Source organism: Blastococcus sp. SYSU DS0669, assembly GCF_054050895.1.
Genome location: NZ_JBJHAE010000003.1, coordinates 52,626 through 76,726 on the forward strand (window position 1 = coordinate 52,626; position 24,101 = coordinate 76,726).

Genomic DNA, 24,101 nt, shown 5'->3' on the forward strand with positions numbered 1-24,101 from the left:
GGCTCAGCCGGTGGTCGCGCCGATCAACCAGCTCGCGCCCAGAACGAAGGCCCCGACGTCGACGAGCAGGAAGACGCCGACCCACACGATGGCGGGCAAGGGGGTGAGCCGGGCCAGCTGGTCGGCGTCGGAGTCCCGCGCAGCCCGCCGTCGGCGGGCACCCTGGAGCTCGAGGACGGCGCGCGGAGCGGCCAGCAGGAGGAACCACGTCGCCACCGCGGCGAACACCGCCTGCCCGGCCGGCGGCAGCCACCACGTGGCGGCGAAGACGACCGCGCCGGTGACCAGCACCGACCACAGCCCGTAGAAGTTGCGGATCTGCACGAGCAGCAGGGCCAGGAGCAGCAGCAGCGCCCAGAGCAACCCGATCGCGTGCCCGGCGGCGAGCAGGGCGGCCGCACCGAGGCCGAAGAGGGCGGGGCCGGTGTAGCCGGCGGCGCAGGTCAGCACCATGCCGAGGCCGGTCGGCCGCCCGGCGGAGACGGTCAGCCCCGAGGTGTCCGAGTGCAGCCGGATGCCGGCGAGCCGCCGCCCGGCGGCCAGCGCCACCAGCCCGTGCGCACCCTCGTGGGCGATCGTCACCACCGAACGGGCCCGCCGCCAGAGGGTGGGGGAGAGGACCAGCACCGCAGCGGCGGCGGCGGTGGCGAGCAGGACCGTCGTCGAGAGGTCCGGGACCGTCGCCGTCACGCGGGCCCAGAAGCGGGCGAGGACCTCCACGCCCGGGAGTCAACCGCACGGACCTGTCAGCGACCGGGGAGCGGCGGGGGTGTCGGGGGAGGCAGGGCTCACACCGCCTCGGGGGACCCGGCGGACCCGGCTCCGGGCGATCCTGGGTGCATGACGACGACGACCGCCCTCACCCGGGACGACCTCCCGGTGACGGTGTCCTTCACGCGGCGCGCCGACCCGGCGCACACGCGCGAGATGACGGCGTGGATCCGCGCCGGCTTCGGCATGGCGGAGACCTTCCCCGGCTTCCTCGGCGGCGGCTGGGTGCGCTCCCGGCACGAGGCCGACGAGTGGCACATGCTCGTCCGGTTCGCCGACCAGGCCGCCCTGGACGCCTGGGAGGCCTCCACGGAGCGGCGGTGGTGGCTGCGCTCGGCGCAGGGGCTGGCCGAGGTCACCCGCACCGAGCGGCGCACCGGCATCGAGGGCTGGTTCGACGCGCCCGTCACCGGGACGGTGGAGCAGACCCCTGCACCGGCCGCGCCGCCCCGGTGGAAGCAGGCGGTGACGATCTGGCTGGTGTTCTTCCCGGTCAACCTGCTGGCCACCGTGACGCTGGGGGCGGCGCTCGCCGACGTCCACGTGGTGCTGCGGGTGCTGGCCGTCACGCTGGCGCTGACGCCGGTGATGACCTACCTGGCCCTGCCGTGGATCACCGCGCGCCTGCAGTGGTGGCTGCAGGGCCGGAGCTGGCGCGACCGCCGACCGCGCGGAGGGGACGGAACCTCGTCGACGTCCTGACCCACCGCTGCCACCATCGTCGGCGTGGAGGTCCTGACGACGGTGCCGGCGTTCCTGCTCGCCGTGCTGCTCATCTCGGCGTCGCCCGGGCCGGCGATGGCGCTCATCCTCCGGCGGGCGGCCCTGCGCGGCCTGCGCGGCGCCGTGCCGACGGTCCTCGGCCTGGAGCTCGGCCTCTACCTGTGGGCGCTGGCGGCGGGGGCCGGGTTCGCGGCGCTGGTGGCCGCCTCGGAGGTCGCCTACCTGGTGCTGCGCGTGGTCGGTGCCGTGGTGCTGCTGTTCCTCGGGCTCCGGGCCTGGCGGGCGGCCTGGCGGGACCGGGGCAGCGCTGCGGTCGCACCGGAGCCGGCCACCCCGGGGCGCCGGGGGTGGTGGGCGGCGTTCGGCGAGGGCGTCGTGGTGCAGCTGGCCAACCCCAAGGCCGCCGTCTTCGTGCTGGCGTTCTACCCGCAGTTCGTGCCGGCCGAGGGCCCTGTGCTCGCCACGACGGCGGCGCTGGCCCTGCTGCAGGTCGTCGTCGAGACGGCGCTCTACCTGGGGCTGGCGGCCGCGGTGGCCCGTGCGGGCACCTGGTTCCGGAGGCCCCGGGTCCATCGGCGGCTGGAGGCGATCAGCGGCACGGTGCTGGTCGCGCTGGGCCTGCGGGTCGCCGTCTCGGGCCGCTGACGGTCAGTTGCCCGGCTTGACCGCCTTGCCGCGCTCCTGCTCCGCCTCGTCCGCCTCGTAGGCGCCGGGGATCGCCTGCGCACCGCCGTCGTCGCCCGTGCCGGGCGTGAGCGGCCGGCCGGTGAGGTCCTGCCTGCCGGGGGAGGGGGTGCCACCGGGCTCGTGCTGCTCGTCGGTGTCGGGACGGGCCTCGGTCACGGGTTCCTCCTACGGCTTCGGGGGCGGTCCGCCGACGCCTACCCCGTCGAGTCCCGGAGGAACCCGCCGCGGTCGGGCGGGAGTCACCGCCCTGGAGCGGCGGGCGCTCACAGCTGCTGGGTCAGGTCGACCGCGTTGCCGTCGGGGTCGGCGACGTGCGCGACCCGCTGGCCCCACGGCATGTCGGCCGACCCCGACGGCGCGGAGCCGCCCAGCTCGGCGACCCGGGGGAGGACCTGGTCGACGTCGGGCACCTCGATGCTGATCAGGACCCTGCCCGGCGGCCCGGGCGCGACGGCCGGCTCCGCGGTCAGCCCGAGGTGGGAGTCCCCGATGCGCAGGCCCAGGTAGAACAGCGGGCCGTCCTCCGGGAAGCGCTCGGTCTCCTCGGCACCGAGGAGACCGACGTAGAAGGCGCGCAGCCGCTCGACGTCGGGCGTGAGGAGGATCGGGCGGACGGCGGAGGACATGCGGGCTCCCGGTGGTCGAGGCGGTTGCTGCAGGGTGGACCGCCCCGGCCGGGGGATGTGAGCGGTCAGCCCACGCGGTTGAACAGCCAGCGGGCGAAGGCGGCGTCCTCGTGGACCTCGGTACGCCAGAGGACCGACACCCGGAAGGCGCCGGGCGGCACGACCAGCAGCGGACTGGCGTCGGTGACGGTGTCGTCGGCCAGCACGGGGGAGTCGGGCGTGGGGCCGGGGGACTCGGGCAGGAGGAAGGCGCCGTCCTCGCCGGTGCCGTCCAGCGCCGCGCTGATGAACGCCAGCCGCCCGCTCGGCACCCGCACGACGTCGCCGACCTGGTCGTCGCCCTCCGGGAAGGCCAGCGCGGTGTCGAGGGTGGCCCGGTAGTCGCCGGCGCTCGCCTGCACGACGGCGACGCCGCCGTCATCGGCCCGGAAGACCTCCAGCCACCCCTCGTCGCCGACCTCCGGGTCGGTGAGGACCAGCGCCGCGGTGCTCCCGCCGACGGGGATGCCGGTGAGCTGGTAGTCCAGCCGCGGCACCAGGGCCTCGTAGGCCTGCTCGCTCATCCCGCGCCAGGCCGGGAGCAGGTCGCCGTCCAGGGCGAGGAAGGGTTCGCCGTTGGTCCAGCAGCGGCCGACGTGGGTCCAGGTACGGGGCATGCTCCGATGATCGCTCCTGCCCGGGTCAGCCGCCGGGGGCCAGGAGGAGTGGCCGGTCGCGATACCTCGGCGGGCGCCGTAGCGTTCTCCGGCGCTAGTTGACATAACGTCGATTATCGGCGCTGTGGATCGGCGTCGAGAGGGGGCTCGTGATCACCGGGGTCGCCGCTTCCCGCAGGTGCCCGTCCCGACCGATCGGTCCACGTCCTCCTCGGCGAACTCCACAGGCGCTGGCCGGTCCCACGCACGGACTGCCGGCGGCCCTGGGGTCGGCGACGACGGGCCGGCCGGTTCGTGGCTCCCGAATGGCCGCCGCAGCGGGCCGGCAGCGCCGGCTCGACCGGTCACGCCCACCGCCGACTCCCCCATCAGTTGATCGTGATCCAGACGATCTTGTGAGTCCGTGGCCCGTCGTGGGATCCGGAGCGCCGTCGACCGCTCCAGGGCTCACCATCCGACCGTGCGCCGCGTTCCCCCCACCCACCGACACCACCCGTGTTCCGTCACTGTGACGTAAGAACGGGGATGTCGGTGCTTCGACGGGCGGCTGTCTGCCGTGGTTCGTAGGCTCGCTCCATGAGAACCCGACGACCGCTCGCCGCACTGCTGACCTCGCTGGCGCTCTTCGGTGGAGGCGCCACGATGACCGCCTGCGGCGACCCGGCCGGGTTGGACCGCAACGACGGGAACACCGAGGACGTCGTCGAGACCGTGGACCCGGAGGAGGCGGATCGGGAGAACCTGCCGGACGTCAGCAACCCGGAGACCGACCAGAACACCGACGACGACACGCAGGACCCGGACTGACCCGGCCGGTCAGCTGGAGCGTTCGCTGACCCAGAGCCGGTCCAGCCGGCCCGTGGAGCGGACAAGGTCGGCCAGCGAACGCTCCAGCTCGGCCTTGGTCGGCCGCTCGTGCAGCATCGTCTGCACGTCCTCGAGGGCGCAGCGCAGCTGGTACAGCCGGTCCTGCAGGCCGTCGAGCTCGGCCCGCGACACGAGCACCACGTCGCCGGGGAGCCCGGCCTTCGCCGTCGCGGAGCGCTGCTCGTAGGCCCGCTGGCGGCAGGCCTGCCCGCAGTACAGCCGCGGCCGCCCGACCGACCCCTGCTGCGGGAGGACCTTGCGGCACCACCCGCACCGCCGCTCCTCGCCGCTCCCCCGGCTGGGGAGCGGGGCGACGGGGAGGGATGCCGTGCTGCCGGTCGCGTGCTGCTGTGCCACGCCTGCGCACGGTAGACGCCGCTGCCGACAGTCCCGGATGACACGCCAGAGCGCCGGTCGGAACGGTGCAGGTCGGTGGGGCGGCGGGCACCGACGGCCGCACCGCAAGGGCCCCGCACGGCCCCGCAGGCCTGCCACTAGCGTGGACGCGTGCCTGCGTCGCGCTTCGCCTTCCTGGACGCGCCGACGCCGTTGGCGATGGCCCACCGGGGCGGTGCGATCGAGCACCTGGAGAACACCATGCCGGCCTTCGAGGCCTGCGTGGAGCTGGGCTACCGGTTCCTCGAGACCGACGTGCAGGTGACCGCCGACGGCGTCCTCGTCGCCTTCCACGACCCCAGCCTGGAGCGGGTCACCGGCCAGAGCGGCCGGGTCGACTCCCTCACGTGGAGACAGGTCTCCGAGGCCCGGATCGGCGGCCGGGAGCCGATCGTCCGCCTGGAGGACCTGCTCGGCGCGTGGCCCGACGTCCGGTTCAACCTCGACGTCAAGGCCGCCGGCGTGCTGGCCCCGCTGGTGCGGCTGGTGCGGCGCATGAAGGTCCTGGACCGCATCTGCCTGGGCTCCTTCTCCGACGCCCGCCTCGCCGCCGCCCGGCGGCTCTTCGGCCCGGCGGTCTGCACCTCGCTGGGGCCGCGCGGGGTCGCGGCGCTGCGGCTGTCGTCGTACTCCCCCCGCGCCGCCGGGCTGGTGCGCATCTCCGCCGGCTGCGCACAGGTGCCGCTCCAGCTCGGCGGGCGCGCGCTGGTCGACGAGCGCTTCCTCGCCGCCGCGCACGCGCGGGGGCTGCAGGTGCACGTATGGACCGTCGACGACCCCGCCGAGGCCGAGGCGATGCTCGACCTCGGGGTGGACGGCGTCATGACCGACCGGCCGGCGATGCTGCGCGGGGTCCTGGAGAAGCGCGGCCAGTGGGTGCCACCGTCGTGAGCCGGCTCCGGGGCCGGTGGCCGCGCACGCCGCCGCTCCCCGAGGACCTCGCCGCGCTGGTGCGCCCCGAGGACCCCGAGTGGTTCGCCCGTGAGCTCGCCGTCGCGGTCGCGCCGCCGTGGTGGTTCTGGCGCCTCCTGCTGCGCGCGTCCGGCGGGCTGGTGGGGCTCTTCGGCAGGCTGGAGGTCACCGGGGAGATCCCCGAGGAGCTGCGGCGCGGCCCGCTGCTGCTGGTCGCCAACCACATCGGCGACTTCGACCCCTTCGTCGTCGCCGCGGCGCTCCAGCGGCTCGGCGTGACGCCCCGGATCATGGCCACCGGGGGCATCCTCTCGGCGCCGGCCGTCGGCCCCCTCCTCGAGCGCGCGGGCACCATCCGGGTGGAGCGCGGCACCGAGCTCGCCCGGCACGCCGTCCGGGTGACGGAGGTGGCGCTCGTGCACGGTGGGCACGTCGTCGCCTACCCCGAGGGCCGGGTGGGCCTCGCGCCCGACCTGTGGCCCGAACGGGGGCGCACCGGCATGGCGCGGCTGGCCCTGGGGCTGCGGGTGCCCGTAATCCCGGTCAGCCAGTGGGGCGCCCACGAGGTGCTGCAGTACGGCAACGACCTCGGCAAGCTGCGGTCGGCGCTCCGGGCCGTCCGACGGCGGCCGGCGCTGCGGGTGCACGTCGGGCCGCCGGTCGTCTTCGACGACCTCCGGATGGGCCGCGTCGGCGACGCCAACCGCGCCCGCACGCGCATCGCCGCCGCCCTCACCCGCGGGTTGCGCCCGCTGCGCGCCGGCGAGCCGGACGGCCCCGCCTTCGTGGACCCGACCCGGCCGACGACCGCCGTCGCCGCCTTCCCGGGCGGGGTCGTCCCGGAGGACATCCCGTGACCGCTCGCGGCCGGTGCTGGACCGGCGCCCGGCCGCCTGGCAGCCTGCCGCGGTGACCACCGCCGTCCCCTCCGCCGACCCGTCGGTCCCGCCGGCCGACCGCGCCCTCGCGCGCGAACGCTTCGGTTGGTACTCCTACGACTGGGCGATGTCGGTCTTCAACACCTCGGTGACGACCGTCTTCCTCGGCCCGTACCTGACCGCGATCGCGCGGGACGCCGCCGGCCCGGACGAGCGGCTGTCCTTCCTCGGCCTGTCGATCGCGGCGGGCAGCTGGTTCTCCTACGTGCTCTCGGCGTCGGTCGTGCTGCAGGTGCTCGTGCTGCCCCTGACCGGCGCCGTCGCCGACCGCACCGGCCGCAAGCGGGAGATGCTCGCCGCGTTCGCCGCCCTGGGAGCGCTGGCGACCACAGCCCTGTTCTTCGTCGGCGACGGCCGGTGGCTGATGGGCGCGCTGCTGTTCGTGCTCGCCAACATCAGCTTCGGCGCGGCCACCGTCGTCTACTACTCGTGGCTGCCCGACCTGGCCGGTCCCGACGAGCGCGACCAGGTCTCCAGCCGGGGCTGGGCGTTCGGCTACGTGGGCGGCGCGCTGCTGCTGGCCGTCCACCTCGGGCTCGTGGTCGCCGCCGAGGACCTGGGCCTGACGACCGGTGAGGCGGTCCGCATCGCCCTGGCGACGGCGGGGTTGTGGTGGGGCGCGTTCACGCTGTTCTCCGTCTCCCGGCTCCGCAACCGCCCGGTCGCCGCCTCCGCGGTGCGCTCGGGCAGCAGCTTCCGGCAGCTGGCCACCACGTTCCGCGAGATGCGCGCCTTCCCGCTGACGCTGTGGTTCCTCGGCGCCTACCTGCTCTTCAACGACGGCGTGCAGACGGTGATCTCGCTGTCGGCCACGTACGCCACCGAGGAGCTCGACCTGGCGCAGGACGTGCTCACCGGCGCGATCCTGATGGTGCAGGTCGTGGCGATCTTCGGGGCGCTGGGGCTCGGCCGGCTGGCGGGCCGCTACGGGGCCAAGCGGGTCGTCCTGGGCGCGCTCCTGGCCTGGATCGGCGTGCTGTTCGCCGCGTTCTTCCTGGAGACCGGGGCGGTGGCGCAGTTCTACGCGCTGGCCGCCGTCATCGGCCTCGTGCAGGGTGGCACGCAGGCCCTCTCCCGGTCGCTGTTCAGCCAGCTCATCCCGGCGGGCAAGGAGGCCGAGTACTACGGCTTCTACGAGATCAGCGACCGCGGCACGAGCTGGCTGGGCCCGCTCGCCTTCGGCCTCACCTACCAGCTCACCGGGTCCTACCGCCTGGCGATCGTCAGCCTGGTGGTCTTCTTCGTGGGCGGGTTCATCGCGCTCGCGACCCTGCCGATGCGCCGCGCCGTCCTCGCTGCCGGCAACACCCCACCGGAGAAGCTGTGACCTCCTCCCCTGCCGCCGGCGAGCGGCCCCCTCTCCCGCTGCCGGCGCCCGGCGCGGTCCCCGCCTCCGGGGACCGGCGCCGCCACCCGGCGCCGGCGCACCTCCGGTTCTTCCACGGGCCCATGGACTGCGGGAAGTCCACCCTCGCCCTGCAGGTCGACCACAACCACAGCAGGCAGGGCCGGCACGGGCTGCTGGTGACACAGGGCGACCGGTCCGCGGCTCCCCGGATCAGTTCCCGGGTCGGGCTGAGCCGGGCGGCTGTGGAGATCGGCGCGACCACCGACCTGCGGCTGCTCGTCCGCGACCGCTGGGCCGGCGGTCAGCGCGTCGACTACCTGATCGTCGACGAGGCGCAGTTCCTCTCCCCCGCCCAGGTCGACCAGCTGGCCGAGCTCGTCGACGAGTCGCACGTCGACGTCTACGCCTTCGGGTTGACCACCGACTTCCGGACCCGGCTCTTCCCGGGGACCCAGCGGCTGCTCGAGCTGGCCGACGACGTGCAGCGCATCCAGGTGGAGGTGCTGTGCTGGTGCGGTCTTCCGGGGCTGTTCAACGCCCGCGTCGTGGACGGCGTGATGGTCCGCTCGGGCGAGACCGTCGTGGTCGCGGACACCGCCCCGCCGGAGCTCCCCGGCGGGGGCGCCGGAGCACCTGCCGTCCGGTACCAGGTGCTCTGCCGGCGGCACTACGTGCGGGGCGAGCTGGCCCCCACGGCGGCCGGTCCCGGGCAGCTCGCCCTGCCCTGAGGGGCCGGTCCTCACCCCTGCGGGGGGCGCGCGCGCCGCAGATCCCACCCCATGCGATGATGAGCAGCCGATTCGGCGGAATCTCTCCGCCTTTTCGGTCGTTCACTCCTCTGACTCCCCGATCGCCTGGGTACTGCCCTGGCCATCGGACGTCGAGTCCCGACCGACACGAGCACGAGAGGACGGTGTGCCATGGGCGAGCGTTCCCTGCGCGGCAGCCGACTGGGCAGCGTCAGCTACGAGACCGAGCGGAACACCGCGCCCATCGAGCGGCAGTACGCCGAGTACCGGTGCCCCTCGGGCCACCTGTTCACGGTGCCCTTCGCCGATGACGCCGAGCTCCCCGACACCTGGGAGTGCAAGTTCGACGGTTCCGCGGCGAAGCTGGTCGGTGGGTCCGAGCCGGCGCCCAAGAAGGTGAAGCCCCCGCGGACGCACTGGGACATGCTGCTCGAGCGACGCAGCGTCGAGGACCTCGAGGAGGTCCTGGCCGAGCGCCTCGAGGTGCTCCGCGGTCGGCGTACCCGCGCCAGCTGACGACGGGCCCGCCCTCAGGGTGGGTTGCGCTCACCGTCTTCCGGACGGCCCCGGTGGAGAGATCCACCGGGGCCGTCCGTCGTCGTAGGACCGGGGCGACCCGGCCGGTCCCCCGCTGGCGCGTCAGGGCCGGTCGTCGGGGTCCCGCAGGACCTCTCCTTCGATCACCCGCGGCTCGGCCGGCCGGGAGGGGTGCGTCGCGTCGACGGGAGCGGTGCGGGTGCTGCCCACGCGCACCGGTCCGCGCATGTGCTCGGGCAGCCGGGCGAGCACGAGGCGCCGGAGCACCCCGCGAACGAGCCCCCGGGTGCCCGGCAGCAGGCAGAGCAGGCCGATGAGGTCACCCAGGAAGCCCGGCAGGACCATCAGCAGGCCGCCGACGGCGATCAGGCCGGCGTCGCCGAGCTCGTGGCCCGCGGCCTCGCGGGACTGCGCCCGCCGGCGCAGGTCGGCGAGGGTGCGCCGGCCCTGGCTGGCCAGCAGCACCCAGCCCAGCGCGCTGGTGACGAGGGTGGCGACGATGGTCCACCCCAGCCCGATCCAGGCGGCGACCAGGAGGAAGACCACCAGCTCCGCCAGCGCGGTCAGCCCCACCACCGTGCGCAGTCTCCGACGCACCACGTCAGCCACGTCGCCTCCTCCCTGTCGGTCGTCCCATCCCTGCTCCCCCGTCGGCCGGCCGCCGTCTCAGCGTCCGGCCGGATCGGCCGGGCCGGTCACCGGCGGGCGCACCCGGCGGGGCAGCCAGTCGGCCAGCCGGTCCTGCACGCCCCACACGGTCACGCGGGCCCACGCCTCCCCAACGATCGAACTGCTCATCTTGCTCCGGCCGAAGGCGCGTTCGGTGAAGGTGATCGGCACCTCGGTCACCCGGGCCCCCGCCCGCAGCGCCCGCCAGGCCCAGTCGACCTGGAAGCAGTAGCCCTCGCTGGCCACCTCGTCGAAGGGCAGCCGGTCGATCAGCTCGGCGCGGACCGCACGGAACCCGCCGGTGGCGTCGCGGAGCGGCAGGCGCAGCGCCCAGCGCGTGTAGCGGTTGCCGATGCGGGAGAGCACCAGCCGGTGCACCGGCCAGTCCTCGACCCGGCCGCCGTCGACGTAGCGGGAGCCCAGCACCAGATCCGCGTCGGCCAGTGCGGTGAGCAGGTCGGGCAGCTGCTCGGGCGGGTGCGACCCGTCGGCGTCCATCTCGACCAGGACGTCGTACCCGCGTTCCCGGGCCCAGCGGAACCCGGCGACGTAGGCGCGCCCGAGACCGGCCTTCGCGCTGCGGTGCAGCACGTGGACCCGCGGGTCGGCGGCGGCGCGGGCGTCGGCGACCGCCCCGGTGCCGTCCGGGGAGGCGTCGTCGACGACGAGGGCGTGCGCATCCGGCACGCTGGCGTGCAGGCGGTCGAGGACGCGCGCGAGGTTCTCCACCTCGTTGTAGGTGGGGATGACCACCAGGACGCGTCCGTTCACCCCCGGCCCGCCCTGCGCCCCCGGAGAGCCGCGAGGAGGACCGCGCCGAGACCCAGTGCGGTGAGGAGTGCCTCCGGCACCGCGCCCAGGCGCTGGGCGACCGTCCGGTCGTCGCGCTGGGCGATCTCCTCCACGAACACCGCCGGCTCGAACAGCTCCGAGGAGCGCACCACGGTGCCGTCCGGGGCCACGACGGCCGAGATCCCGCTGGTGGCGGCGACGGCGACGGTGCGCCCGAACTCGACCGCCCGCAGCCGGCTCAGCGCCAGTTGCTGCGCGCTCTCGTCGGTGTAGCCGAACGTGGCGTTGTTCGTCTGGACGACGAGCATGCCGGCGCCGCCGTCGACGACGTCGCGCACGAGGCCGTCGTAGACCACCTCGAAGCAGATGAGGTCACCCAGTCGCACCCCGCCCACGTCGAGCACCCCCACCTCGTCCCCCGCGGCGAAGTCGCGCCGCACGAGGTCCACCTTGTCGCTGAACGTCCGGAAGAAGTCACGGGCGGGGATGTACTCGGCGAAGGGCACCGGGTGGCGCTTCACGTAGGTCTGCCCGGGCCCGTCCTCGGGCGACCAGACGATGGCGGTGTTGCTGATGTACTCCCCGGGGCCGTCGACGACCGCGCCGACGAGCACCGGGGCCCCGACGGCGTCGGCCGCCCGCTGGATGCCGTCCGCGGCGTCGGCGTTGCGGTAGGGGTCGATGTCGGAGCTGTTCTCCGGCCACAGCACGACGTCCGGTCGCGGCTGCCGGCCCGCCGCCACCTCCGCGGCCAGGCGCAGCGTCTGCTGGACGTGGTTGTCGAGCACCGCCCGGCGCTGGGCGTTGAAGTCCAGCCCGGCGCGCGGCACGTCGCCCTGGATGACCGCGACGATGGCGGTCGGCCCGCCCGCGGTGAGGGACGCCCCGGGGAGGGGCAGCCACGCCAGCGTCCCGACGAGCGGGACGACGAGCGCCCCGGCCAGCGCCACCGGGGCCGCGCGGCGGCCCCGCCCGGCTCGCAGGCCGAGGAGGGCCGCAGCGAGCAGGGCGCCCGTCAGGGCCACGGCGAAGCTCACCAGCGGGACACCGCCGTACGCGGCGAACGCCAGGAACGGCCCGTCGGTCTGGGAGAACCCGAGCCGGCCCCAGGGGAAGCCGCCGAAGGGGAACCGGCCGCGGGCGGCCTCGACGGCCACCCACAGCGCCGCCGCCCACAGCGGCCAGGCGGGGAGGCGGGAGGTGAGCGCGGTGAGCCCGCCCAGCGCGGCCAGGTACAGCGCCTGGCTCACCGCGAGCGCCAGCCACGGGAAGGCGCCCACGTAGATGCCGGTCCACGACAGCAGCGGCACGAAGAAGGCGAGACCGGTGACCAGGCCCAGCCAGAGACCGGCGCGCACGCCGCGGCCGTGCACGGCGACGGCCAGGGCGGCCGGGCCCACGACGGCCAGCGCGACCAGGTCGTACCCGGGGAAGGCCAGGAACATGGCCAGGCCGCCTGCTGCGGCCAGGAGCGTGCGCCAGGGAGCACGTGACCAGCGGGCTCCGCGCCCGGTCGGCGGCACGGGCCGATCCGCCCCGCCCGGGCCGGTCGGCCGCGGGAGCGTGCCGGTTCCCGGCCCGCCATCGCCTGCGGGCACCCAGCGCCTCCCCGGTGCAGCCGCCCTGCGTGGGCGGGACGTCCCCGCGCCGGACTGGGCGGGGTCCGGACCGCGGTGTCCACGCGGTCCCGACCCAGCATCCCATCCCGGCGGGGCGGGTGACCCCGCCCGTGGCCGCCCCGTCCCGACCCCCGTCCCGGATGCGCCGGCGGTCACCCTCCGCGGACGGCGCGCCTTCGGGCCGGACGGCCGGTCGCTGGGGGCGATCGGCGCGACCGTTGTCTGATGGCGCGCGTCCGTGCGGGCTCCGCCGGGGTACCCGCCCGCGGTCGCCGGCCGGCCCGCCCGTCGTCGGCGGCCTGGGGGCGCCCTGCGCGGGAGGGCGCCGGCCGGGAGGACGGACGCGCCTGCCGGGGACGTGCGTGCGGTGCTCCCGGTCAGGAACTGCAGGGACTGTAGGAAGCGCGCGGCCCCGGATCGAGACCTTCGGCACCTCCGGGTCGCAGTGTGACCGGATCGTTACTGATCGTCGCGAGTCGGAACGGGCCGGCCATCGACGACCAGCCCGGCGCACGCCGGCCGCGCGCGGTGCTCCAGCACGGCGGAGAGCCCGTCGTCGGTGGCCCACAGGGCCAGGTCCGCGGGCGCACCCACGGCGAGCGGCCCGGCCGGGTGCTCGGCGCGGACGGCGGCCCAGCCGCCGTGCGTCGCGGCGTCGAAGGCGTCGAAGGGGCGCATCCCGGAGTCGGGGCTCCGGTGGTCGACGGCGGCGTGCACCGCCCCCCAGGGGTCCAGCGGCGTGACCGGCGCGTCGCTGCCGAGCGCCAGGACGACGCCGGCGTCGGCGAGGTCGGCCAGCGGGTTCGTCGCCAGCGCCCGCTCGACGCCCAGCCGCTCGGCGTACATCCCCGAGTCCCCGCCCCATGCGGCGTCGAAGGCCGGCTGCACGCTGGCCACCATCCGCCAGTTCCGCATCCGGGCAATGGCCTCCGCGGAGGGCATCTCCAGGTGCTCGAGGCGGTGGCGGCAGGCGCGTACGGCCTCGACGCCGAGCTGGGCGACGACGACCCCCACCGCGTCCAGGACCTGCTCGACGGCGGCGTCGCCGATGACGTGGAAGCCGGCCTGGATCCCCGCCGCGGTGCAGGCGCGCACGTGCTCGGCCAGCGACGAGGAGTCGAACCGCAGAGCCCCGGACGTCTCGGGCCGGTCGCTGTAGGGAGTGCTCAGCGCGGCCGTGTGCGAGCCGAGGGCGCCGTCGCAGAACAGGTCCCCCCCGGCGCCGGCGAGCCCGAGCTCCCGCACGAGGTCCAGGCCGCCGCGCTCGGACAGCTCGCCCCAGTACCCCACGACCCGCGGCCCGGGGATCTCGGCCGCCAGCGCCAGCAGCTCTCGGAGGTCGTCGGCGGAGGAGACCTCCGGGCCGGCCATCTCGTGCAGGCTGCCGATCCCCAGCGCGGCGGCGGTGGTGCGGGTGGCGTGCTGGGCGTCGGCCCGCTGCACGGTGCCGACCGCCCCGTAGGCGGCCTGGCGGGCGGCGTGGTGGGCGTCCAGGCGGAGCCGCCCGTCCGGTGAGAAGCCCGGGAGGGCGGCGATGCCGGGGACCAGGTCCAGCAGCGCGGTGGAGACGGTCGCGGAGTGGACGTCGACCCGCGCCAGGTAGACCGGCCGGCCCGCGGCCACGGCATCGACGTCGGCGCGGGTCGGTCCCCGGCGCTCGGGCCAGTCGGTCTCGTCCCACCCGGTGCCCAGGACGATCCCGGCGGGGGTCGCGGCGACGTGCTGCCGGAGGGAGGCCACGGCCTCCGCAAGGCTGAGGCTCGAGTGGAGGTCGAGACCGGTCAGCGCGAGCCCCGTCGCCGTCGCGTGCACGTGCGCGTCGACGAAGGCCGGGGTGAGCAGGGCGCCCTCCCCCGGGATCACCCGGTCCGCCCGTGGGGCGTCCGCCGCGGCGCCGGTCCAGGCGATCCGGCCGTCCACGACGTGCAGCGCACGCCCGGGCCGGTCACCCACCCGCACGTCGGTGAGCAGCAGGCTCACGTTCGCTCCTCCTCCCGTCCCGTCGCCTGCCGGGGCGGCGGGCCGACGAGTAGGAGACCACGACCCGCCGGGCCGGCGTCCGGGTGGCCGGTCCTGGCGGCCGGCGGTAGGCAGGAACGATGGGCGGTGAGGAGACGGGGCTGCGGACCGGGCGGTTGCGGCTCCGCCCGTGGACGACGGCGCCGGCGGACCTCGCCCGGCTCTGCGACCTCTACGGGCGTGTCGAGGTGACGCGCTGGCTGGGCGGCACGCCGTCGATCCCGCCCCGTGAGCTGGTCGACCGCTGGGCGGAGGTGCACCGGCGCGACGAGCGGCACCTGTGCTGGGCGATCGAGCGAGCCGACGGCGTGCCGGCGGGCACGGTGCTGCTCAAGCCGCTGCCGGACGGGGTCGGTGAGGTGGAGGTGGGCTGGCATCTGCACCCGGACTCGTGGGGGCACGGCTACGCCACGGAGGCGGCGCGGGCGGTGATCGACCGGGCCTTCGCCTGCGGCCTCCCCGAGGTGTACGCCGTCGTTCGCCCCGGCAACGAGCCGTCGATGGCGGTGTGCCGGCGGCTGGGCATGACGCCGCTGGGGCGGATGCGCCGCTGGTACGACGTCGAGCTCGAGGCGTTCCGCCTGATGGCGCCGGTCGTCGTCGAGTGATCCCGGTGTTCAGCGCCGGCGGAGCAGCCCGGTCAGCCGGCTGACCGCCGTCCGCTTCGGCGGCTTGGTCGCCCGGCCGGTGGCGCGCAGGGTGTCGGCGGCCGCGGCCTCCGACGGCGTCGGGGCGGTCCCCCCGAGGTGGGCCGGGAGCCACCAGCGGTCGTCGTCCCCGGCCGGCTGGTCCGGGTAGCTGCGCTGCGCCTCGTCGAGGAGCGCCTCCATGGCGGTGCGCGTGCGTCCCAGCAGCGAGGCGATCTGCTCCCCGGGCTCGGCCGCGATGGGCTCGCCGAGGATCACCGTCACCGGCACCCCGCGGCGCAGCTCGACCTCGTGGTTCTTCGTCGCCACGCGGTGCCCGCCCCAGACGGCGGCGGGGATGATCGGGACCCCGGCATCGATCGCCATGCGGGCGGCGCCGGCCTTGAGCTCCTTGACCGTGAAGCTGGTGCTGATGGTCGCCTCGGGGAAGACGCCGACCACCTCGCCGTCCTTGAGGGCGCGGACGGCCGCCTCGAACGCCGCCGAGCCCGCCTTCCGGTCGACGGGGATGTGCTTCATGGCGCGCATGAACCGCCCGGCGAACCAGTGCTCGAACACCGGCGACTTCGCCATGAACCGCACGAGGCGGTGCTGCGGCAGCGCCCCGAGCCCGAGGAACGTGAAGTCGAAGAAGCTCACGTGGTTGCTGCAGATGATGGCGCCACCGGTGGGCGGCACGTGCTCCGAGCCGCGGACGTCGAACCGGAAGCGGAGCAGCCGGAAGACGACCAGGGCGAGCCGGATGATGGCGCGGTAGGGCTTGTCCCGCGGATCGGGCGAGGGGCCGAACAGCCCGGGACGGACGACGTCGCGCCAGCTCGCGGTGTACATGGCGGGAATCTAGCGGCTGACCCCGGCTGCTGCCCGGGCGGTCTCCTCCCCCGCGGTGGCGCCGACGGCCGCCCGGACGACCGCGGTCAGGTCGCCGGTCTCCCGGTGCACCTGCCGCTGCAGGTCCGCTCCCGTGCCGCGGTCGAGGATCGCCCGGAGCCCGTCGCCGACCAGGGCCTCGTCGCCCGCGTCGGCCAGCGCCGGCCGGACGTGGTCGAGCAGATCGGCGAGGACGTCGGCCGCGGGCGCGGGCCGGCCGGTGCGCGGGTGCACCAGCTCTCCGGACAACCCGGAGCGGGAGGCGCGCCAGCCCGCCAGGCGCAGCACCTCGGGCCGCATCTCGGGCACCGCTCCCCCGGCCCGGGCGTCGCGGGCGGCGGTCTCGACCAGGCCGCGCACCAGCCCGGCGAGGGTGACGGCGTCCTCGATGCGCAGCGCCACGTCCATCGTGCGCACTTCGACGGTGGGCCAGCTCGCCGACAGGCGGGCGTCGAAGTAGACCATCCCGTCGTCGAGCACCGTCCGCGTCGCCAGGACCGCCTCGACGAGCCGGTGGTAGTCCTCCGCGTCGCGGAACGGTCCGTTGGGGCCGGCCGAGGGCCACCGGTGCCAGACCTGCGACCGGAAGCTGGCGTAGGAGGTGTCCCGGCCCTGCCAGAACGGCGAGTTGGCGCTCAGCGCGGTCAGCACCGGCAGCCAGACGCGGATGCGGTTGAGCACCGCGACCCCCTCGCGGTCGTCGGCGACCGAGACGTGCACGTGGCACCCGCAGGTCAGCACCTCCTCGGCGGTGCGGCCGAAGGTCTCCAGCAGCCGCCGGTACCTCTCTCCGTCCGTCGGCACCGGTGCGACGTCCACCGGCGAGCTGGCCAGGGCGGCCACGCGGGCGCCGACGGCCGATGCCGCCGCGTCGGCCCGGCCGCGCCAGTACCGCAGCTGGGCCCCGACCTGGGCCAGCGTCGTGCACACCGGCGTCCCGAGCTCCAGCTGCTGGGCCTTCAGTTCGGGCACCAGGTGCGCGGTCTCCGGGACGGCGACGTCGGCACCCTGTTCCTCGAGATCGTGCTGGTGCACGTCCTCCCCCTCGCCGCGGCGGGCTGCCACCGCGAGTGCCTCCGGTGCCCGGGGAACGGGGACGCCGTCCGCGTCGACCACGAGCAGCTCTTCCTCGACGCCCACCGTTCGCACCGCCCCATGATCCGGAGGGTATTCCTCCGGTGCACGGTCAACCGGCGGGGTCGTCCGTCGGTGCTTCGGCGCCCGGAGGGTGCCGTGACGGTGGTCTCGTCACGTGCCCACAGTCGTGAGACGAATGTTTGTTGGGGATAACGGTAGTATTCAGCCATGCCTCGTGCATGGCAGCAGCCGCTGCCCGACATGCCCGCCCTCCCCCCGGCGCGTGCCTGGTCACGGCTGCGCCCACCACCCGGGTACGAGACCCAGTGGCGGCGACTGGCCGATGCGGCCCTCGAGCTGGGCCTGGGACCGGAGGAGCTGGCGGCCGGCGGCCTCGGTGACCTGGCTGCCGCGCGGGGGTGGAAGCCGGCGACCGTGGCGCTCTACAGCAAGGTGGCCCGCTACGGCGGCCTGGCGCTGGCGCTGCCGGTGACGCCCGAGCCGGATCCTCCGCAGCTCGACCTGCGCCCGCTCACGCAGATCCGGGCCGAGGACCCCGAGCACCTGCGGTCGGTGGCCTGGTGCGCCTTGGCGCTGGGCTGGCCCGCCCCCGTGGGGACGTTCCGCTCCCTGCGCCGGGACCAGGTGCGGGCGACCGCGCGCCGCCTGCTCATCTCCACGGACGACGGCGAGTGGGCCGTGCCCGGGGCGGTGACCGCCTGGCACGCGTGGGAGGCGACGCGCGAGGCCTTCCCGGCGTTGGCCGCCAGCCCCTGGGTGCTGCCGGCGCTCCGCCGGGGTCCGGGCCTGGACTCGCGCATCGGTGGCCGCCTGTCCAACCAGGCCCTGCAGGCGACGTTCACCAAGCATGTGCGCGCGACGGTCGGGCACCTGCGGGCGACGGTTGCGCCCTCCCGCCGGGAGGCCGTGGAGGAGCTCGCCGCTGCCTACCGCCAGCTGTCCTACGACAGCTACCGCCGGCTGGCGTTGGCGGCCGGCGCACCCCCGGTGGGGGCGCGCGGCGTCGTGCGTGCCGCCCGCGCGACGGCCCGGGCGGCGCGCACCGGCGGCTGACCCCGCCACCTCACAGCAGGGTCAGCTGCTCGGCCGGGCCGGCCGGTGCGTCGGGGGGGCGCCCACCCGTGGCCCGCGACGGCAGGCTGCCTGCGGGGAAGCCGACCTCCTCGTCGCCCGGGACGCCTGCCACCTCGACCTTCCGGGCCGCGCCGCCGCGCTGGCGGTCCAGCCCGTGCCGGGCGAGCAGCGGGGCCACCTGCCGGGCGAGCCAGGTGCGGTACTCCGCCGGCACGTAGGCCCGGCGCGCGTAGAGGCGCTCGTAGCTCGGGACCAGCTCGGGGTGGCTGCGGCGCAGCCAGGCCATGAACCATTCCCGGGCCCCCGGGCGCAGGTGCAGCGGGATGACCGTCACCCCGGTGGCGCCCGCCGCGGCGATCGCCGCGAGCGCGGTGTCCAGGCGTTCCGGGGAGTCGGTGAGGCCCGGCAGGACGGGCGCGAGGAAGACCCCGCAGGGGAGCCCGGCGTCGGCGAGGGCGCGGACCAGCTCCAGCCGCGCCCGCGGTGTGGGGACACCGGGCTCGAGGCCGGCGTGCAGGTCGTCGTCCCAGATGGCGATGGAGACGCCGAGCCCGACCGGTACGTCGCGGGCCGCCGCAGCGAGCAGCGGCACGTCCCGGCGCAGCAGGGTGCCTTTCGTCAGGACGGAGAACGGCGTGCCCGACCGCGCGAGGGCATCGATGACCCCGGGCATCAGCCGGTAGCGGCCCTCCGCGCGCTGGTAGGGGTCGGTGTTCGTGCCGAGGGCGACGTGCTCCCGCTGCCACGCCGGCCGGGCCAGCTCCCGCCGCAGCACCTCGACCAGGTTGGTCTTCACCACGACCTGGGTGTCGAAGTCCCGGCCCGAGTCCAGCTCCAGCCACTCGTGCGTCCGGCGGGCGAAGCAGTTGTGGCTGACCACGCCGTTGGCGATGAAGTCACCGGTGCCCGTGGTGATGTCGTACATCGGCATCTGGAGGCCGAGGTCCTCCACGCTGGCGACGCGCAGGTCGGCCGTGCTCTTGATCGCGGTGCCCTGCAGTCGGCATTTCCGGCGAATGGCGGGATCGACGAGGTGGATGAACCGCACGTGCTCCTTCAGCCCACCGCGCAGGCGAACGGTGCGGACCCGGTCGGGCCGTCCTGGGTCCTCGAGGACGCTGTCGAACCCGTGCGCGGCGAACGCTGCGCTCGTCTGCGCCAGCATCTCGTCGTCCGCGTTGCTCACCCGGACGACGTGTCGGCTGCGGCTCCCCTCCGCATCGAAGATGCCGGCGAGGAAGCCACGCCTCCACTCGGCCGGCGGGGTGGCCGGCCAGCGCACCAGAGCTTGGATGTCCGCAATCGCACGACCGCGCGCGGCGCGGATGCCGTGCATGGCCTGGCGCCCTTCCGACGCCGGGGAGAAGTCGAAGCGGGCAGTCGTGACGCCCTCCTCCTGCAGGAACCTCTGGGTGCGGAGGAGGGCGTCCAGGTCGATCAGGGCGAGTCGGAACTGGTGGACGACGCCCGGCCGTCCGTTGGACCGCCGGTACCCGTACGTCGTGAGTGTCGCGTCTCCGCGGATCATCCCTGTGAGGTAGCCACGCCGGTACGCGACCGTCTCGTCGGGCGTCACGACGGTGCTGCCGAAACCGAGCATCTCGTCGTTGCCGGTCAGGTGCGGGCGCTGGCCGGCGCCCGCACCGGTACCCGCGACGTGTTTCCACCCGCGACCGGTGAGGAAGCGGTGGTCGCCGCTGGCGACCAGGGTGGTCCCGTCAGCGAGGGTCACGCGGTAGGCGCGCTTGAGGGTCGACCAGTGCGCGAGCACCTTGGTCTCCACGTAGAAGCGGTACGGGCCGCGCTTCACCGTCCCGACGATCCGGTCGCCGACCGCGAGGTCCGCGATGCGGACCTGGCGGCTGTCCGCCGTGAGGACGAGCGTGTCTCCGCCTACGCAGTAGACGCACGAATGAGAGCAGCCACGGTAAGGGTTGATGGTCCACGGGAACGGCATGGCCGACTCCCCCGGAACCCGGTTCAGCGCGCTCTTCGACCGCACCTCGTGGAAGGTCAGCCCCGGGAACTCCGGCACCTGCACGCTGCGCAGCATCCCCCGGGTGCTCGGCATGCCGGGGAGCGCCCCGGGCTCCTCGAGGTCCAGCCGCTGCGCGTCCCACCGCATGCGCCCATCCGAACACACGTTCGAACAGATGTCCACGGGGGGGCGACGGACGTCGTGTGCGCCGGGAGCCCGCCTCGAACCGGCACCGGGCGCTCAGCGCCTGGTCTCGTACCTGGTCAGGAGCACGCCGCCGGGGAACGTCCGGGTCTCCACCAGGGTCAGGTCGACCCAGTTGTCCAGGGCCGCGAAGTACGGCATGCCTCGGCCCACCAGGACCGGATGGGTGACGAGCGCGTACTCGTCGATCAGCCCGGCCCGCATGGCCGCCGCGGCCAGGGTGGCGCCGCCGACGTCCATGGGGCCGCCGTCCTCGGTCTTGAGCCGGGTGATCTCGGGAACCGCGTCGCCGGTGGTGACCAGGCGGGCGTTCCAGTCGACCGCGCTGGTCGTCGAGGAGAACACCACCTTCGGCATGTCCCGCCAGCGGCGGGCGTACTCCATGTCCGCCGGTGTGGCGCCGGGCTGCTGGTCGGCGGTGGGCCAGTGGGAGCTCATCGCCTCCCACAGCCTGCGTCCGTACAGCGCCGTGCCCGTCGCCCCCACCCGGTCGGACCACCACTGGAACAGCTCGTCGCTCGGCACGCCCCAGCCGAGGTCCCCGCCGGGCGCGGCGATGTAGCCGTCCAGGGACAGGTTCATGCCGAAGGCCAGTCTCCGCATGCGTCGGCCTCTCCGAAGTCGGTGTTCGGCGTACCGACCAGCACGGCGGTGGGAAATCATCGGTCCGGCCACACCCGGCCATCACACCGGTCAGATCAGCGGCCGGGCCTCGTAGGACGTGGAGAGCACCACCGTGGTCCGCGTGGTGACGTTCGCGGCGGAGCGGATCTCCTTGAGCAGGTTCTCCAGGGCGTCCGGTGAGGCGACCCGCACCTTGAGGATGTAGCTCTCCACCCCGGCGACCGCATGGCACTCCTCGATGGCGTCGAGGTGGGCCAGCAGCGTGGGGGCGTCGTCGGTCTGCGCGTCGGTCGGGGTGATCGACACGAAGGCGGTCAGCGGCAGCCCGATCTTCGTGGCGTCCAGCGTCGCCCGGTACCCGGTGATGAGGCCGCGCTGCTCGAGCCGGCGCACCCGCTGGTGCACGGCCGACACCGAGAGCCCCACCCGCTCGGCGAGCTCGGTGAAGCTGGCGCGGCCGTCGCGCGCCAGCGCCGCCAGGAGCGCCCGGTCGACGTCGACGGCGCCGCCCTCAGCCGGGGAGCTCGACGAGCCCACGGGGACCGTTGTTCAGGACGCGGACGCCGTCGTCGGTGCAGACGACGATGTCCTCGATGCGGGCACCGTGGCGGCCGGGCAGGTAGATGCCCGGCTCCACGGAGAACGCCATGCCGGGCTCGAGCGGGAGCGGGTTGCCGGCCACGATGTAGGGGGCCTCGTGGGAGTCCAGCCCGATGCCGTGGCCGGTCCGGTGGATGAAGTACCCGCCCCATCCGGCGTCGGCGATCACCTGGCGCGCGGCGGCGTCGATCTCCTCGGCGGGAACGCCGGGGCGGACCGCCGCGGTCGCCGCCTGCTGGGCGGCGTGCAGGACCGCGTACCACTCGGCGACCTCGGCGTCCGGGCTGCCGCCGACGACGTAGGTGCGGGTGCAGTCGGAGCGGTAGCCGGTGGCGGTCTCACCGCCGATGTCGACGACGACGAGGTCGCCGGCCTCGATCACGCGATCGGAGAGCTCGTGGTGCGGGCTCGCCCCGTTCGGGCCCGACCCGACGATGGTGAAGTCGACGGCGACGTGCCCCTCGGCGAGGATCGCCGCGGCGACGTCGGCGCCCACCTCGGCCTCCGTGCGGCCGACGGTCAGCCACTCCCCCATGCGCGCGTGCACCCGGTCGATCGCCGCGCCCGCCCGGGCCAGCTCCTCGACCTCGGCCGGCGTCTTCACCATGCGCAGCTGGTCGACGACCGGCGACGCGAGCTCCAGCACCGCGCCGGGCAGCGCGCGCTGCACCCCGAGGGCGTGCTCGGCCCAGGTGCGGGAGCCGACGGCGACGCGCGCGGGCGCGGCGCCCAGGCGGCCGACGGCGGCCCCGGCCAGGACGGCGAAGGCGTCGTCGGTCTCGTCCCACGCCAGGACCTCGAGGCCCAGCGCTCCCGCCGGCCCGGCGTCGACCATGGGGGCCTCCAGCCGTGGCACCACCAGGAACGGCTCCCCCCTGCGCGGCACCGCGAGCGCGGTGAGCCGCTCCATCGCGTGGGCGGCGTACCCGCAGAGGTAGCGGAGGTCGGCGCCCGGCGTGAGCACGAGGAGGTCGATCCCCAGCTCGCCGGCGACCGCGCGGGCGGCGTGCAGGCGGTCGAGGCTCACCAGCGGGCCGCTGCCGGCCGGTTCTGTCACGGTTCCCACCGGCGCAGAGTAGCCAGGCGGGACGGCGCTGCTCCTGAATCGTTGCCAGACCGCTACCGTCCGCGGACGTGGGCGAGCGCGCGAGGTCTCAGCGGACGACGGCACCCGGCGGCAGCGGGGCGGCCGCGTGACCACCATGCTCCTGGACGCCGCGTCGCTGTACTTCCGGGCGTTCTACGGCGTCCCCACCAGCGTCACCACCCCGGACGGGCGGCCCATCAACGCCGTCCGCGGGTTCCTGGACATGACGGCGCGCTTGGTGACCGCCCACGGCCCCGACCGGCTGGTCGCCTGCTGGGACGACGACTGGCGGCCGGCCTTCCGCGTCGAGGCGCTGCCCTCCTACAAGGCGCACCGCCTGGCGCCCGACGGCGGTGAGGAGACCCCCGACGAGCTGGGCCCGCAGGTGCCGGTCCTGGTCGAGGTGCTGGCCGCGGCGGGGATCGCCCGGGTGGGCGCCCCCGGCTACGAGGCCGACGACGTGATCGGCACGCTCGCCACCCGGGCCCGCGGGCCCGTCGACGTCGTCACCGGTGACCGCGACCTCTTCCAGCTCGTCGACGACGCCCGCGGGATCCGGATCCTCTACACCGCCCGCGGCATCTCCGACCTCGAGTACGTCGACGAGGCCGGCGTGGCCGCCAAGTACGGCATCCCCGGCCGGGCCTACGCCGACTTCGCGGTGCTGCGCGGTGACCCCAGCGACGGGTTGCCGGGCGTGGCCGGGGTGGGCGCGAAGACCGCGGCCGCGCTGATCAACGGGTACGGGGACCTGGCCGGGATCCGGGCGGCCGTGGCGCGGACCGTCGTCCCGGCGCCGCCGCTGACCGCAGCGGTGCTGAAGAAGATGCACGCGGCCGCGGACTACCTCGACGCCGCGCCGGTGGTCGTCGCCGTCGCGCGGGACGTCGACCTGCCCGCCGTGGACGGCACCCTTCCCCGCTCCCCCGCCGATCCGGAGACGCTGGGCACGCTCGCCGAGCAGCACGGGCTGCAGTCCTCCATCGGCCGCCTGGGCGCCGCGCTGGGCTGGCCGGCCGACGTGCTGGGCTGAGCCCCCGGTCAGCGCTCGCTCCAGGTGTAGCGGGCGTCGTCGGCGTCGGTGATCTCGATGCGCAGGGTCACCTCCTCGTCGTCCGCCGTGACGCCGGTGCACTCGTAGCGGGCGCCGGTCTCCACGCGCATCTCCTGGTCGCAGTCCAGGTCGACGGCGACGCCCTCGCGCTGCTCGAACTGCGCGGCCACGTCCCGCTCGACGGCCGACCGGGAGAGCACGACCGGGCCGGTCGCCGTCGCCAGGAGTGCGACCCCCGCGACGACCGCGAGGACCACAGCGGCGAGCAGGAGCAGCAGGGTGGCCCGGCGCCGGCCGTCCGGCGGCGGCTGCGCCGACGAGCCGTGCCCGGGGCCTTCAGAGCCGGGTGCGACGTGTGCGGGGGGCCCGTACGCAGCTCCCCCGTACCCGGGTGCCCCGGGCGGCGGGGAGGCCGGGTGGGGTGCGGGCCCCGGGCCCTGCGACGAGGGCTGCCAGCCCGGCTGCGGGAGCCGCCCGGTCCCCTCGCGCGGCCGTTCGCCGTACGGCGGGTGGGTCATCGTCGCTCCCGGGTCGGTGGGGTGCCCCCTCGGGGCAG

General features: G+C 75.3%; 27 protein-coding genes. 11 read left to right on the top strand and 16 right to left on the bottom strand.

Annotation, left to right across the window (positions count from 1 at the left end; all coding sequences use genetic code 11):
* Positions 1-3 precede the first annotated feature (3 nt).
* A complete protein-coding gene (locus ACI792_RS04990; RefSeq protein WP_456601603.1) occupies positions 4-720 on the bottom strand; it encodes a M50 family metallopeptidase in 717 nt (238 codons plus the stop codon).
* 120 nt (positions 721-840) lie between these two features.
* Between ACI792_RS04990 and ACI792_RS04995 the strand changes: the two genes are divergently transcribed.
* Both ACI792_RS04995 and ACI792_RS05000 read left to right on the top strand, forming a co-directional pair.
* A complete protein-coding gene (locus ACI792_RS04995; RefSeq protein ID WP_456601604.1) occupies positions 841-1,473 on the top strand; it encodes an antibiotic biosynthesis monooxygenase in 633 nt (210 codons plus the stop codon).
* Between the two features lie 24 nt (positions 1,474-1,497).
* Positions 1,498-2,139 (top strand): LysE family translocator, encoded by a 642-nt coding sequence (locus ACI792_RS05000; protein WP_456601605.1) that lies wholly within the window; start codon positions 1,498-1,500, stop codon positions 2,137-2,139.
* Between the two features lie 3 nt (positions 2,140-2,142).
* Here the strand turns inward: ACI792_RS05000 and ACI792_RS05005 are convergent, their stop codons facing one another.
* From ACI792_RS05005 to ACI792_RS05015, 3 genes are all read right to left on the bottom strand, one after another.
* A complete protein-coding gene (locus ACI792_RS05005) occupies positions 2,143-2,337 on the bottom strand; it encodes a hypothetical protein (RefSeq protein WP_456601606.1) in 195 nt (64 codons plus the stop codon).
* 107 nt (positions 2,338-2,444) lie between these two features.
* Positions 2,445-2,807 (bottom strand): VOC family protein, encoded by a 363-nt coding sequence (locus ACI792_RS05010; RefSeq protein WP_456601607.1) that lies wholly within the window; start codon positions 2,805-2,807, stop codon positions 2,445-2,447.
* Positions 2,808-2,872: 65 nt separating this feature from the next.
* Entirely contained in the window at positions 2,873-3,463 is a 591-nt protein-coding gene (locus ACI792_RS05015; RefSeq protein ID WP_456601608.1) for a hypothetical protein, read from the bottom strand.
* Between the two features lie 576 nt (positions 3,464-4,039).
* On the opposite strand from ACI792_RS05015, the gene ACI792_RS05020 reads away from it, so the two are divergent.
* A complete protein-coding gene (locus ACI792_RS05020; protein ID WP_456581339.1) occupies positions 4,040-4,270 on the top strand; it encodes a hypothetical protein in 231 nt (76 codons plus the stop codon).
* A gap of 9 nt (positions 4,271-4,279) precedes the next feature.
* On the opposite strand, the gene ACI792_RS05025 is transcribed toward ACI792_RS05020, so the two are convergent.
* The gene (locus ACI792_RS05025) at positions 4,280-4,687 is read right to left on the bottom strand and encodes a hypothetical protein (protein ID WP_456581340.1); all 408 of its coding nucleotides are present in this window, start codon (positions 4,685-4,687) and stop codon (positions 4,280-4,282) included.
* 150 nt (positions 4,688-4,837) lie between these two features.
* On the opposite strand from ACI792_RS05025, the gene ACI792_RS05030 reads away from it, so the two are divergent.
* From ACI792_RS05030 to ACI792_RS05050, 5 genes are all read left to right on the top strand, one after another.
* Entirely contained in the window at positions 4,838-5,617 is a 780-nt protein-coding gene (locus ACI792_RS05030; protein WP_456601609.1) for a glycerophosphodiester phosphodiesterase, read from the top strand.
* Complete coding sequence (locus ACI792_RS05035) at positions 5,614-6,495, top strand: lysophospholipid acyltransferase family protein (RefSeq protein ID WP_456601610.1); 882 nt, start codon at positions 5,614-5,616, stop codon at positions 6,493-6,495. The genes ACI792_RS05030 and ACI792_RS05035 overlap by 4 nt, the downstream gene beginning before the upstream one ends.
* Positions 6,496-6,547: 52 nt before the next feature.
* Positions 6,548-7,903: an MFS transporter gene (locus ACI792_RS05040; RefSeq protein WP_456581343.1), complete on the top strand. Its 1,356-nt coding sequence runs from the start codon at positions 6,548-6,550 to the stop codon at positions 7,901-7,903.
* Positions 7,900-8,652 (top strand): thymidine kinase, encoded by a 753-nt coding sequence (locus tag ACI792_RS05045; protein WP_456601611.1) that lies wholly within the window; start codon positions 7,900-7,902, stop codon positions 8,650-8,652. Before ACI792_RS05040 ends, ACI792_RS05045 begins: the two co-directional genes overlap by 4 nt.
* A gap of 192 nt (positions 8,653-8,844) precedes the next feature.
* Positions 8,845-9,189 (top strand): RNA polymerase-binding protein RbpA, encoded by a 345-nt coding sequence (locus ACI792_RS05050; RefSeq protein WP_091932539.1) that lies wholly within the window; start codon positions 8,845-8,847, stop codon positions 9,187-9,189.
* Positions 9,190-9,312: 123 nt separating this feature from the next.
* On the opposite strand, the gene ACI792_RS05055 is transcribed toward ACI792_RS05050, so the two are convergent.
* The 4 genes from ACI792_RS05055 to ACI792_RS05070 all read right to left on the bottom strand — a co-directional run bounded on the left by ACI792_RS05055 (position 9,313) and on the right by ACI792_RS05070 (position 14,270).
* Positions 9,313-9,819 (bottom strand): FxsA family protein, encoded by a 507-nt coding sequence (locus tag ACI792_RS05055; protein ID WP_456601612.1) that lies wholly within the window; start codon positions 9,817-9,819, stop codon positions 9,313-9,315.
* 57 nt (positions 9,820-9,876) lie between these two features.
* A complete protein-coding gene (locus ACI792_RS05060; RefSeq protein WP_456601613.1) occupies positions 9,877-10,650 on the bottom strand; it encodes a polyprenol monophosphomannose synthase in 774 nt (257 codons plus the stop codon).
* The gene (gene lnt, locus ACI792_RS05065; protein WP_456601614.1) at positions 10,647-12,194 is read right to left on the bottom strand and encodes an apolipoprotein N-acyltransferase; all 1,548 of its coding nucleotides are present in this window, start codon (positions 12,192-12,194) and stop codon (positions 10,647-10,649) included. The genes ACI792_RS05060 and lnt overlap by 4 nt, the downstream gene beginning before the upstream one ends.
* 555 nt (positions 12,195-12,749) lie before the next feature.
* Entirely contained in the window at positions 12,750-14,270 is a 1,521-nt protein-coding gene (locus tag ACI792_RS05070; protein ID WP_456601615.1) for an amidohydrolase, read from the bottom strand.
* A 119-nt stretch (positions 14,271-14,389) separates the two neighbouring features.
* Here ACI792_RS05070 and ACI792_RS05075 point away from each other — a divergent pair, with 119 nt between their 5' ends.
* Positions 14,390-14,917, top strand: coding sequence for a GNAT family N-acetyltransferase (locus ACI792_RS05075; protein WP_456581349.1), 528 nt, complete (start codon positions 14,390-14,392; stop codon positions 14,915-14,917).
* A 9-nt stretch (positions 14,918-14,926) separates the two neighbouring features.
* Here the strand turns inward: ACI792_RS05075 and ACI792_RS05080 are convergent, their stop codons facing one another.
* Both ACI792_RS05080 and ACI792_RS05085 read right to left on the bottom strand, forming a co-directional pair.
* Entirely contained in the window at positions 14,927-15,787 is an 861-nt protein-coding gene (locus ACI792_RS05080; protein ID WP_456601616.1) for a lysophospholipid acyltransferase family protein, read from the bottom strand.
* A gap of 9 nt (positions 15,788-15,796) precedes the next feature.
* Positions 15,797-16,975 carry a carboxylate-amine ligase gene (locus ACI792_RS05085; protein ID WP_456601617.1) on the bottom strand — a complete coding sequence of 393 codons (1,179 nt, stop codon included), beginning with the start codon at positions 16,973-16,975 and terminating at the stop codon, positions 15,797-15,799.
* Between the two features lie 156 nt (positions 16,976-17,131).
* Between ACI792_RS05085 and ACI792_RS05090 the strand changes: the two genes are divergently transcribed.
* On the top strand, positions 17,132-17,977 hold the full coding sequence (locus ACI792_RS05090; protein WP_456601618.1) for a hypothetical protein: 846 nt from the start codon (positions 17,132-17,134) through the stop codon (positions 17,975-17,977).
* 10 nt (positions 17,978-17,987) lie between these two features.
* Here ACI792_RS05090 and ACI792_RS05095 read toward each other — a convergent pair whose 3' ends face one another.
* From ACI792_RS05095 to ACI792_RS05110, 4 genes are all read right to left on the bottom strand, one after another.
* Complete coding sequence (locus tag ACI792_RS05095; RefSeq protein WP_456601619.1) at positions 17,988-20,123, bottom strand: intein-containing Rv2578c family radical SAM protein; 2,136 nt, start codon at positions 20,121-20,123, stop codon at positions 17,988-17,990.
* 93 nt (positions 20,124-20,216) lie between these two features.
* The gene (locus ACI792_RS05100) at positions 20,217-20,783 is read right to left on the bottom strand and encodes a dihydrofolate reductase family protein (RefSeq protein ID WP_456601620.1); all 567 of its coding nucleotides are present in this window, start codon (positions 20,781-20,783) and stop codon (positions 20,217-20,219) included.
* A gap of 90 nt (positions 20,784-20,873) precedes the next feature.
* Positions 20,874-21,341: an Lrp/AsnC family transcriptional regulator gene (locus tag ACI792_RS05105; RefSeq protein WP_456601621.1), complete on the bottom strand. Its 468-nt coding sequence runs from the start codon at positions 21,339-21,341 to the stop codon at positions 20,874-20,876.
* Positions 21,316-22,470 (bottom strand): M24 family metallopeptidase, encoded by a 1,155-nt coding sequence (locus ACI792_RS05110; RefSeq protein WP_456601622.1) that lies wholly within the window; start codon positions 22,468-22,470, stop codon positions 21,316-21,318. The genes ACI792_RS05105 and ACI792_RS05110 overlap by 26 nt, the downstream gene beginning before the upstream one ends.
* Positions 22,471-22,606: 136 nt before the next feature.
* Here ACI792_RS05110 and ACI792_RS05115 point away from each other — a divergent pair, with 136 nt between their 5' ends.
* A complete protein-coding gene (locus tag ACI792_RS05115) occupies positions 22,607-23,524 on the top strand; it encodes a 5'-3' exonuclease (RefSeq protein WP_456601799.1) in 918 nt (305 codons plus the stop codon).
* Positions 23,525-23,532: 8 nt separating this feature from the next.
* Here ACI792_RS05115 and ACI792_RS05120 read toward each other — a convergent pair whose 3' ends face one another.
* Complete coding sequence (locus ACI792_RS05120) at positions 23,533-24,063, bottom strand: DUF4333 domain-containing protein (RefSeq protein WP_456601623.1); 531 nt, start codon at positions 24,061-24,063, stop codon at positions 23,533-23,535.
* Positions 24,064-24,101 lie beyond the last annotated feature (38 nt).